General features: G+C 39.3%; 10 protein-coding genes. 6 read left to right on the top strand and 4 right to left on the bottom strand.

The features are described from left to right. Positions 1-6: 6 nt before the first annotated feature. The 4 genes from F981_RS13970 to sdsA form a co-directional block, all read right to left on the bottom strand. On the bottom strand, positions 7-1263 hold the full coding sequence (locus F981_RS13970) for an efflux RND transporter periplasmic adaptor subunit (protein WP_004722569.1): 1257 nt from the start codon (positions 1261-1263) through the stop codon (positions 7-9). Continuing rightward, positions 1263-1901 (bottom strand): phosphatase PAP2 family protein, encoded by a 639-nt coding sequence (locus F981_RS13965; RefSeq protein ID WP_004722566.1) that lies wholly within the window; start codon positions 1899-1901, stop codon positions 1263-1265. The genes F981_RS13970 and F981_RS13965 overlap by 1 nt, the downstream gene beginning before the upstream one ends. Positions 1902-2060: 159 nt before the next feature. Further along, positions 2061-4115, bottom strand: a complete 2055-nt coding sequence (locus F981_RS13960) for a site-specific recombinase (RefSeq protein WP_035371660.1) — start codon at positions 4113-4115, stop codon at positions 2061-2063. A 15-nt stretch (positions 4116-4130) separates the two neighbouring features. Beyond that, positions 4131-5114 carry an All-trans-nonaprenyl-diphosphate synthase gene (gene sdsA, locus F981_RS13955; protein ID WP_004722563.1) on the bottom strand — a complete coding sequence of 328 codons (984 nt, stop codon included), beginning with the start codon at positions 5112-5114 and terminating at the stop codon, positions 4131-4133. A 430-nt stretch (positions 5115-5544) separates the two neighbouring features. On the opposite strand from sdsA, the gene rplU reads away from it, so the two are divergent. From rplU to serS, 6 genes are all read left to right on the top strand, one after another. Beyond that, positions 5545-5856 carry a 50S ribosomal protein L21 gene (rplU, locus tag F981_RS13950; RefSeq protein WP_004722561.1) on the top strand — a complete coding sequence of 104 codons (312 nt, stop codon included), beginning with the start codon at positions 5545-5547 and terminating at the stop codon, positions 5854-5856. Between the two features lie 19 nt (positions 5857-5875). Next, the gene (gene rpmA / locus F981_RS13945) at positions 5876-6130 is read left to right on the top strand and encodes a 50S ribosomal protein L27 (RefSeq protein ID WP_004722560.1); all 255 of its coding nucleotides are present in this window, start codon (positions 5876-5878) and stop codon (positions 6128-6130) included. Between the two features lie 251 nt (positions 6131-6381). Beyond that, positions 6382-7077: an outer membrane lipoprotein periplasmic chaperone LolA gene (gene lolA, locus F981_RS13940; protein WP_004722558.1), complete on the top strand. Its 696-nt coding sequence runs from the start codon at positions 6382-6384 to the stop codon at positions 7075-7077. 187 nt (positions 7078-7264) lie between these two features. Then, positions 7265-8797 carry a carotenoid oxygenase family protein gene (locus F981_RS13935; RefSeq protein ID WP_004722555.1) on the top strand — a complete coding sequence of 511 codons (1533 nt, stop codon included), beginning with the start codon at positions 7265-7267 and terminating at the stop codon, positions 8795-8797. Positions 8798-8893: 96 nt separating this feature from the next. Continuing rightward, positions 8894-9700, top strand: coding sequence for an RsiV family protein (locus F981_RS13930; RefSeq protein ID WP_004722552.1), 807 nt, complete (start codon positions 8894-8896; stop codon positions 9698-9700). 108 nt (positions 9701-9808) lie between these two features. Then, on the top strand, positions 9809-11080 hold the full coding sequence (gene serS, locus F981_RS13925) for a serine--tRNA ligase (protein WP_004722550.1): 1272 nt from the start codon (positions 9809-9811) through the stop codon (positions 11078-11080). Positions 11081-11107: the final 27 nt, after the last annotated feature.

Genomic DNA, 11107 nt, shown 5'->3' with positions numbered 1-11107 from the left:
TACCCCTTATGCATTTGAAGTAGCTTTTTGTTCACTGGATTTATTTTGTTGAACAGGTTGTGCTGCTGTACCTGGTTTAGCACCTGCTTGTGGTGCAGCCGCTTGAGGCTGATAAGGTTTAGCAACCACAGCTTGTTCTGGTTTTACTTTGGCAATACCATCAACAATCACTTTATCGCCAGTATTTAGGCCTTGAGTGACGATCCAATCTTTACCTTGAACACCTACAGTTGTTACAGGACGGCTTTCAACTACACCTTTTGCATTTACAAGCATTGCGATTGCTTGGCCAGTTGGTGTGCGTGTAATTGCTGCTTGTGGAACTAAGTAAGCATTTGGAATTACGCCTTGTACGATCTGCGCATTGGCAAACATACCCGGCAATAATAAATGATTAGGATTTGAGAAGACTGCACGTAAAGTCACAGAACCTGTGCTTGGATCTACACTAGCATCAGAAAATGCAAGGTTTCCTTCCACACCGTAGTAGCTACCATCTTCAAGTTTTAAACGAACTTTGGTGTTGTTGCTACGATCAATACTACCTTGGCTTAACTGTTGACGTAGACGTAATAACTCAGCACTTGATTGGCTGATGTCTACATAAATTGGGTCAAGTTGCTGAATCGTAACCAATGCATTGGCTTGGTTTGCAGTCACCAAAGCACCAGCAGTGACTGAAGAACGAACAGATTGACCTGAAATAGGTGAACGAACAGTCGAATAACCTAAGTCAATTTGCGCATTTTTAACAGCCGCATTTGACGCTGCAATATCTGCTTCAGCAAGTTTGATTTGTGCAAGCAAATCATCAAACTCTTGCTTAGAAACAGCATTGATGCCGACAAGTTGACGATAACGATTTGCTTTAACCTGCAAGGCATTTAAGTTTGCTTGCTGACGTACTAAAGCTGCTTTTGCACTGTCTAAGTTTGCACGATTGATGCTCGAGTCAATCTCATAAAGAGGTTGACCTTCACGAACAAAACTACCTTCAGTAAACAAACGTTTTAAAATCACGCCATTTGTTTGTGGGCGAACATCAGAGATTTGATACGCTGAAGTACGACCAGAAAGTTCAACACTTTGTTCTACGCTTTGTGGCTGAGCAACAATGACACCAACTTCAGTCGGCGGCATTTTTTGGGCAGCACCACCAGCTTGTTGTGCTGATTTAGGATCTTTGCTGCAGCCTACAAGTGCAATACTTGTTGCGAGAGCACAAGCAGTAAGGGCAGGAGCCCAAAGCTTTGCCGACATCATTATTCCACCTCGTTTAGATTCTTATCTAAAAATAATTTGTTCTGTCTTAACGTTTCTCGTGACAGTATAAGCCATAAAATTGCAGCCCATATGACACCTATACCCCATCCAGTGAGTACATCAGTTGGGAAATGTGCCCCTAGATAAATTCTAGAGCCCCCCATGCTTAGAAACCATAAAAAGCCCCCCAAGCTAATCCATTTAACTTGGCGATGCTTTTGAAATATAAACATAATCGAACAGCATACAATCGCTGCATAAATACTGTGAGCACTAGGAAATGAAGCACCATAGGTTTGCACCATTTGGTAGATTTCATCGGGTCTAGGACGATTGACCAGATATTTGAGTATCCAACCAATTGCCGCAGCACCGAGCAGTCCAATACTGATCATCAGCACATTTGCATATTGTTTTAGGCGTATGAAATATAAATTACATAGCCCTGCAATCACGATCATTGACGGTAAGCCGCCCAGATAGGATAGGGTGAGTGCTAGACCATTTAAGACCTCTAAACGGTGTGAGCTCATCCATACAACGCTTGAAAAATCAAACTGTTGTATCTGGTTAATGTTTAAACCAACACTCCCAATAAGTAAACCTATACAGCCAATAAGGAGCAATACATAAGGCATAAGATAACCTAGAGTATATAAATTGCGTACGTTAAGTTTATTTAATCAACCGAAGTGTACTAGTCAGTACACTTTTTTTCAAGTGAGTAAATTTAGGTAATTTATACTAATTTCTTTTTGTGAAATATTTAACAATTTGCACAAAAAATAACAAAAAGCTTAGTGATTTAGTTTGCTTTGTGAGTTTGCCTCATCTTCAAGTTGTAATGGTTGTTTTGGCGGCCAGAAGAAATCTAGCGGACGAGTAGAAAAATGGGTAAATATGAGTTTTGCCAATGGTTTCCATTGCGAAAAACGAACTTGTCTTGCACGAAGTGCCACAATAATGGTGAGGGTGAAGCTGACAAACAAGTTGGTCAAACCAATACACAACACGCCCAGGAACGACACAATAATGAGACCAATATCAGGTGAACCATTGATGGTCATTAAGCCTTGAATAAAGTTTGCAGAAGCAAACGCAATATGGCGGATATCTAAAGGTAAACCTAAGATAAAGCCAATGGTTCCCATACTTCCAAGCATAATACCAAAAATAAAATTACCCGCTAAAGCGCCTAAGTTTCGCTCTATATAGTCTGCAAACTTGTCCAGTCTGGCTTGTCCCATCATTTTTTTCAATTTTATGTGGGCTTTTAAGCGGGGACCGACTTTTCGATAGACTGACATATTATCAAAATATCCAGCGATTAATCCTGATAAAAATAAACAAACACCCGCAATTGCTGCATGTGGAATTGCCAATGAGGTAAATGGATTTAGACTGGCGAGTAAGGTTGTGGCTTTAGCATGCGTCAAAAGTGGTTCATGCATTGACAGCTGCCATAGATAGGTAATTAATGCGGCAGTAGGAATCGCAATCGAAATATTTCCCAGAATTGCAATAAACTGGGTCCGAATAATATTAATAATCAGTCCGGCAAGTTCAGCAATTTGCGCTGTTTTTGAACCTTTTTGGTGCTGAACTGTTGATGCAAGTGCGGCCGCCGTCATCGCAGGCTGTTTGGTTGCTACAGTAAAGTGTAAAACATGGATCAGGATAAAACCTAATGAATAATTCATACTATAGAGAAAAGCATGCAAAAAAGGCGCAAGGACTAAACGTGCAGTCAGTATTTTCAGGGTTGCCATGGTTGCAATAATCACACCTGCACCTGCAGCTGCTTTATACATGCCAAAGAAACCTTTCTTATCAGTACTTACATAATGTTCGCCCGTCTTACTGGCATTTTCAGTGACTTGTAGTGCAATCAATTCACTGTTGGTTTTAAGTAAGTCGCGCACACTGGTTTCACTATAGTGTGCATTGACTAAGTCAGTAAGCAATTCACCACAGAGTTGATAACGAATCTGATCATCTTCTACAAGAAGGTTGAGTAAGAGTTCAATTCGATCAATACATTGTTCTAGTAGCGAGAGTAAATAAGTCAGGCTTAAGCTCACCCCAATCCGTTTGATTGCCCGACGGATTTTCTGTACCACATCACGACATTGTTCAATCATGACCAACGCTTGGTCTGCATCGGGAGGAATACCCACAGCAAACTCATCTTCATCACGATGTTGTTTTTTATACGCTTCTATAAACTCAACAATTTCACGGTTTTGAACTAAAAAAGGTGATTCATATTCTTGAAGTTCGGGGTAGGCATTGATAAATTCAGGATATAAGCCAATACCACTGATTCGATAGGAAAGCACAGTGATGGCTTTGACAATATCGCGTTTAATTCCCAATTTATCGTTTTTATAACGATGACCTTGATTCAATAATCGGAACAATTGCTCCCATTTCTTTTCACTGATATTTTCTAGCCAATATTTATCACTACGTTGGTGAAACACTTTGCCAACCAAATCTTTGAGATCTGATTCGTCTGTCAATAAAGGTAGAAAATGTGCACCGATCCGTTGCCCAAGCTGATTCCAGAAGCCGTCTAAAGATAAAATTCCACTATCTGCATACAATCCTGCTTGTTTATAGTGGTTTACCAGCTTGAGTAAGTAACCTTGAAATGCAGAAGATGCATTGGGTGTAGTGAGCAGTGCTTGAATTAAAGCATCAAATTTATTTTGACTTTCTTCTAAATTGTGGCTGTCACTGGGTCTGATACGATTGATTAACTCAATTAATATATCAGGATTGGGAACAACTTTTATGCTATCAAGTTGTTCCTGCATAAGGAGGAAAAGATCATTAAATTGTATATGCATAAGCCTTGTTAAATTTTATTGAATTCGATGTAAGGCAAGTTGCGCTAAATTATACAATGCCTGGCGATACTCAGATTCAGGCAAATGATTCAAAGCTTGAATCGCAGCTTGAGTTTCTTCTGTGGCACGGCGACTACAATAATCTAAAGCACCTGAAGTCTGAACAATTTCAATCACACGATCTAAATCGCTTGTTCCACCAGTTGCGATACTTTTACGGATAATCTCGTGCTCTTGACCCTGGGTATTTGCTAAGGCAGAGATTAAAGGTAAAGTGGGTTTACCTTCCATTAAATCATCACCAATATTTTTACCTAATGTTTCAGCATCAGAGGTATAGTCTAAAATATCATCAATAATTTGAAAGGCATTGCCAAAATGGCCTGCAAATAAACGTAATGGTTCACGATACTCAGGTTTCCCTGCAATGATGGCAGCACCTTCAGTTGCAAGCTCAAATAAACGAGAAGTTTTACCGTGAATAATATCTAAATAAGTTTGTTCAGTCGTTTCTGGCTGATGCTGTGCTTGAAGCTGTAACACTTCACCTTCGGCAATTTCACAAGTGCCAGTTGAAAAGTCTTTGAGCAAGATCATATTGTCGAGATCAACCAGAAGATCAAAAGCTCGAGAAATCAGAAAATCACCCACCAACACAGCAGTTTGGTTGTTCCAAGTTGCGTTTGCAGTTGGACGGCCACGACGTAAACCAGATTCATCTACAACATCATCATGTACCAATGTTGCGGTATGCAGCATTTCAATGATTGCTGCCAGTTTGCGATAAGGGTCCATCTGTAGATCTGTTGCACCACATGCTTTTGCTGCAAGTAGGCACATGATTGGACGCATGCGTTTACCGCCAGCTTCAACAACATGTTTACTGACGGCCATCACTAAAGCAACTTTTGAGGTAATCCCTTCATTAATAAACTTGTCCATTGCAGCAAAGTCGGTTGCAACTGGAGCGAGAATATCTTGCTTAAAGTCGATGGTCATCGGGTGGGAGCCTCATGCAAATGCGTTATAAGTTGCTAGTGTAACAATTAACATGTCTGAATGTTGCTTTTGCAAGCAGACATCGTGCCTGAATCTTAATGATTTGTTCTTTCTTTGTCCAAAGATGAATAAAGCATTGAACATTCAATCGATCATTCTTTTGAGCTACATAGTAGCGGATTTGTTTTAAAAATCTATTTCAATTTTAGCTGTATCTTAAAAAAAAATTCATATTATCAAAGGGGAAATCTTAAAAAAACCGTTTTATGTAGATTATTTTCTATACAATGATAATATTTGCTGGAAATGACTTGTTGTTTAATTCATTATCACTTAAAATCTTTGCCCTTGAATAACCCCCAGTGGCGTTCGTCTTAAGATCGATATATTCCTTTATCGGCACGACGACACGGGTAAGTTGGAGTACATTATGTACGCAGTAATCCAAAGCGGTGGTAAACAGCACCGTGTTGTTGAGGGTGAAACCCTTAAAGTAGAATTGTTGAAAGCTGAAACTGGCGCGACTATTACATTTGATGATGTATTAATGGTTGTGAATGGCGAAAGCATTCAAATCGGTGCTCCAGTTGTAGCTGGCGCAAAAGTAACTGCAGAAGTGGTTGGTCACGGTCGTCATGACAAAATTCGTATTGTTAAAATGCGTCGTCGTAAGCACTACCGTAAACAACAAGGTCACCGTCAATGGTTTACCGAGTTGAAAATTACTACGATCGCAGGTTAATCACTAGGAGTATATAGACATGGCAACTAAAAAAGCCGGTGGTTCGACCAAAAACGGTCGTGATTCGAATCCTAAAATGTTAGGTGTTAAAATGTACGGTGGTCAAGCTGTGACTGCTGGTAACATTATCGTTCGTCAACGTGGTACAGAATTCCACGCTGGTACAAATGTTGGTATGGGTCGTGACCATACTTTATTTGCTACTGCTGACGGCGTAATCAAATTTGAAGTGAAAGGTCAATTTGGCCGTCGCTATGTATCTGTTGAAGCGTAAGCTTTAAGAGTGCAAAAAAGCCCGCTTTATTGCGGGTTTTTTATCACTTTTTTTTATTATTAAAGAAAAACCCATCTTCATCATGATGAATAATTTTCAACATATTGCACCAATAACAATACAAAACTTCTTATTTTCTCAATTATTACTGACTCAATTTGGTTTAAGATAAGCAATCTAATAAATTACATTCTGTGCCAAATATTATTTGAATATTTTAATTGAGGTACAGACATAGAAAAGGTGAACATATGAATATGCTTCGTAAAACGATGGGTGCAGTGGCTATAAGTGCAGCGCTGTTTGCACCTGTAATGAGCACAACAGTTTTTGCAGCAACTGCTGCTTCGGAGCAACAAGCAACTGCCAATCTGGTTAAACAACTCAGTGGTGTAAAAAGCTTCACTGCAAATTTTGAGCAAACCACAAAAGCGACTCAAACAGGTAAAGTTGCACAGAAAAAGGGTTTGACCGCTCAGCATATGAATCAAACCTTTAAAGGTACAATGAAGGTTGAACGTCCTGGTAAATTCTATTGGGAAACCACTACACCCGCAAAACAGACTATTGTGACCGCAGGTCGTACAGTGTGGATTTACGATCCTGACTTACAGCAGGCTGTACGCCAAAGTTTAGATGAGCAGGTTGCCAATACACCAGCATTACTACTCAGTGGTAATACAGAACAAATTCAAAAGGCTTATCGTATTACTCAGCCAAATGCAGGTAAAACTTACTATACCTTGTATCCAAAACAAAAAGATGGTGCTTTCCAAAGTTTGACGATCAGTTTTGGGGCGAAAAATGCACCGACTTTAATGATCTTGCAAGATTCTTTAGGTCAAACAACCACTGTGCGTTTTAACAATGTACAGGTCAATGCCGCTATCCCTGCGTCTACCTTTAATTTTGTGCCGCCTAAAGGCACAGACATTATTGATCAATAAACGACTTTGATTGAATAGAAGAGCAACCCTAAGGTTGCTTTTTTATGCCGATTAAACAGAACACAGCAATAGACTCAGTCATGTTGATCAGGCGAAGGATGGATGTCTTTCAAGGAATACGGTAGCTTTCAATACAAGATTATTCTATGCTCAAACAAGGGTTTGAATATAAAAACTGAGATGCTATATGTATCGCAAAACACAATTGAAACTCAAACATTACCCAAAGATGACTGCGCAAAAGTCATTTTTGAATGTTTTGAGACAAAAGTTAATCTGCATGATTGGGCGATTTTTAAGACAGCATCGTCGTGATAAAGAAGTCAATCTTTATCACAAAAAGCTTTACCAGCCAGTTGAAGAAATCATCACAACCACTTTAAAAATATCAGGAATTATCCCATATCATTTAAATGGCTTATTGTTAAGAATTGGCTCAAATCCGATTGGAGTAGAAAAGCCTACATTATTTGAGTGGTATCTTGGTCATGGAATGATTCACGCGCTTAAATTACAAGCGGGTAAAGCAATCTGCTTTAAAAGCAGTATGCTGGCCACAGATACGGTGCAGCAATATAAACAACAACCAGCAATAGGCGGCTTTCGCCGTGGTGCACATGATGTTGTAAATACCAATATTTTTAAGCATGCGGGAAAGCTTTGGGCGGTGATTGAAGCTGGCGCGTTTCCGATCTGCCTAGATGATGAGTTAAATGCAGAACGTTATCAGTTGTTTAATAGTGATGCTGATTTACCGTTTACCGCACATCCTCGTAAAGATATTAAAACAGGGCATTTACATGCGATTAGTTATGATGCCTTGGATCGTAAAAATGCCTATTACCAAGTGATTGATCAACATGGCGATTTAATTCATGTAACGCAAATTTTATTACAACATGGTCCCATGATTCATGATTGTCTCATTACACAACAAGAAGTTTTGGTTTTTGACTTTCCACTTACTTTTTCAATGACTCGATTATTGCGTGGCGCAAGTGTTCCCTATCAATGGAATAAACAACATCCAGCACGCATTGGGATATTGCCTAAATATGCAAATGCTGAACAGATTCAGTGGATTGAGCTTGAACCATGTTTTGTTTTTCATGCAGCAAATGCTTTTCGTGATCATGAAAATAGAATTATTTTAGATGTTTTGGTACATCAGGATGATTTTGAACATTCCCAACACGCAGCTTATGAATTGCAACATGCACAGCTAGAACGTTGGCGTATTGATTTAAGCTCACAAACGCTACATAGAGCTGTACTCGACTCTCGGATTCAAGAGTTTCCGAAAATTGATGCGCGTTTTACTGGGGTCCCATATCGCTATTTATATACTTTGGGTTTTGCTGAAACTGCATTGTTCAATTGTTTATATATTCATGATTTAGAAATGCAAACATCTGTGAGTTATGATTTTGGTATACAGTGGGCAATTGGTGAAGTCACTTTTGTGGCTGAGCATGAACACAGTGCAGAAGGGCATGGTTATTTGATGGCCTATTTGCATCATGTGGAGGGAGCAGCAGCCAAAGCTGTTATTTTAAAAGTAAATGGATTGGAAATTCAGCCACAAGCTGAAATTGATTTAGGCATACATATACCACTGGGGTTTCATTGTAATTGGGTTGAGACCCATATAAATGTAGATTTCAATCAAAATGACAAAGTTGGCGCTAATTTGAATAAAAGAGTTAGCACATCGGCATAAACAACAAAATTTCAATAATTAACAATTATGAATATTAATTTAAAGGTTCTGGTTTTATGATAGGGCTATTACTAAATATGCTTTAAAGATATAGAAATGAAAGTAAATTTTAAAAGTGGTCTGATTTTTTTATCTCTTTTATCCAGTATGCTCATGGTTAGCGCATGCCAAGAAAAGCCAGCACCTCAAGCAGAACAAGCTGCAAGTACGACTCAACACGCGCAAATACCGCTGATTCAAGCCAAGGTTGAACGCGTCAATGTGGTAAAAAAACAGTTTTGTGATGAAGATGGTTGTACGCAATATGATTTGCAAACTGTTAAAAGTAATGTGCCTTGGCTAGATGAGTATTTTCTAAATCGTATTAAAAAAGATGTACCTGGCGCATTTGAGAAAGATCAAAATCATGCCCAAACTGAAAGTGAAGCACAATCTTCACCTAAAGGTTTAAATCAAAATTCAATTTATGTTCGTTTTATTTCACAACAAAATAATTTAGCCACTTTTGTGATCCAGACTTATACCTATGCAGCAGGTGCAGCTCATGGGATGTATCACAATGAATATGTGACATTCGATTTAAGCACGCAAAAGCGCTTAGCCTTGACCGATATTCTTAAACCAAACGTGGAAGCAAAAGTTGCTGAACAGCTTTATGATGCCAATGCGAATTGGTTGATTCAAAAAGATATTACGCGTGATAAATTGCAGTTAAGTGATAACTACTATTATGGTGTAAATGGTCTGGTTTTTGTTTATCCATTATATGAACTTACCTCTTATGCAGAAGGTATGCCTGAGTTAAAGCTGCCGTATCAAGTGGCAAAAGATTTGATTAAAGCTGAGTATTTACCAAGTCTACCTCAAGTCGAAGCGACTGTAGAAAAACCTGTTACACCTTAATTGTCTTCAAATCATACAATTCATGTATGTCTAATGCTCTGTCACTGTATTTTTTACAGTGAAGAGCTTACACTATAGTCAGTTTTTTTCTTACCCTTTAGATTGACTATGATCGACCCGAAATTAATCAGAAATAATATCGAGGCTGTAAACTTAGCCTTAGCCAAACGTGGTGTACAACTCAACGTTGAAGAATGGGCATCACTAGAAGCTCGCCGTAAAGAAATTCAGTCTAGAACTGAAAACTTACAGGCAGAGCGTAATTCGGGTGCGAAACAAGTTGGTCAAATCAAAAAATCTGGTGGCGATGCTTCAGAAATCATGGCACGTATGGGTGCGATTGGTGATGAAATTAAAGCTGCTGAAGTTGAATTGAATGAACTTCAAGCTGAATTAGAAGCAAAACTACTCTCGATCCCAAACATGCCACATGAGTCTGTGCCAGAAGGGAAAGATGAAAGTGATAATGTTGAAGTATTAAAATGGGGCACACCGCGCCAATTTGATTTCGAAATCAAAGACCATACTGACCTTGGCGAAATGATGGGTGGGTTGGAGTTTGAAACGGCAACCAAGTTAACGGGTACACGTTTCAGTGTATTGAAAGGTCCATTGGCGCGTTTACAACGTGCATTGACCCAATTTATGCTGGATACCCATACCTTGAAAAATGGTTATACCGAAGCTTATGTACCTTATCTTGTCAATGCAGACTCATTGCGTGGTACAGGTCAACTGCCTAAATTTGAAGAAGATTTGTTTAAATTACAAGGCGAAAAAGAATACTATTTGATTCCAACTGCAGAAGTTCCAGTGACGAACTTTGTCCGTAATGAAATCATCGATGCTGACCGTTTACCGTTGAAATATGCTGCGCATACGCCATGTTTCCGTAGTGAGGCAGGTTCTTATGGTCGCGACACTCGTGGTTTAATCCGTCAACACCAATTCGACAAAGTTGAAATGGTTCAAATCGTAAAGCCTGAAGATTCAATGGATGCTTTGGAAGCATTGACAGGTCATGCGGAAGGGATCTTACAAGCTTTGGGTTTACCATATCGTAAAATCGTTTTATGTGGTGGCGATATGGGCTTTGGTGCGTGTAAAACTTATGATTTAGAAGTTTGGGTACCAAGCCAAGATACATATCGTGAGATTTCTTCTTGTTCAAATATGGGCGATTTCCAAGCACGCCGTATGATGGCGCGTTATCGTGCAGACCAAAAGAAAACTGAGCTGGTACATACCTTGAATGGTTCTGGCTTGGCTGTAGGTCGTACTTTATTGGCTGTGATGGAAAACTACCAACGTGCCGATGGCTCTATTGAAGTGCCAGAAGTGTTACGCCCGTACATGGCTGGTGCAACATTTATCGATTAAATGTCGAAAACTCGATATTTGGTTCAG

This window comes from Acinetobacter guillouiae CIP 63.46, assembly GCF_000368145.1.
GTDB classification, from domain to species: Bacteria; Pseudomonadota; Gammaproteobacteria; order Pseudomonadales; family Moraxellaceae; genus Acinetobacter; species Acinetobacter guillouiae.
This window is presented reverse-complemented; position numbering and strand designations above follow the sequence as displayed.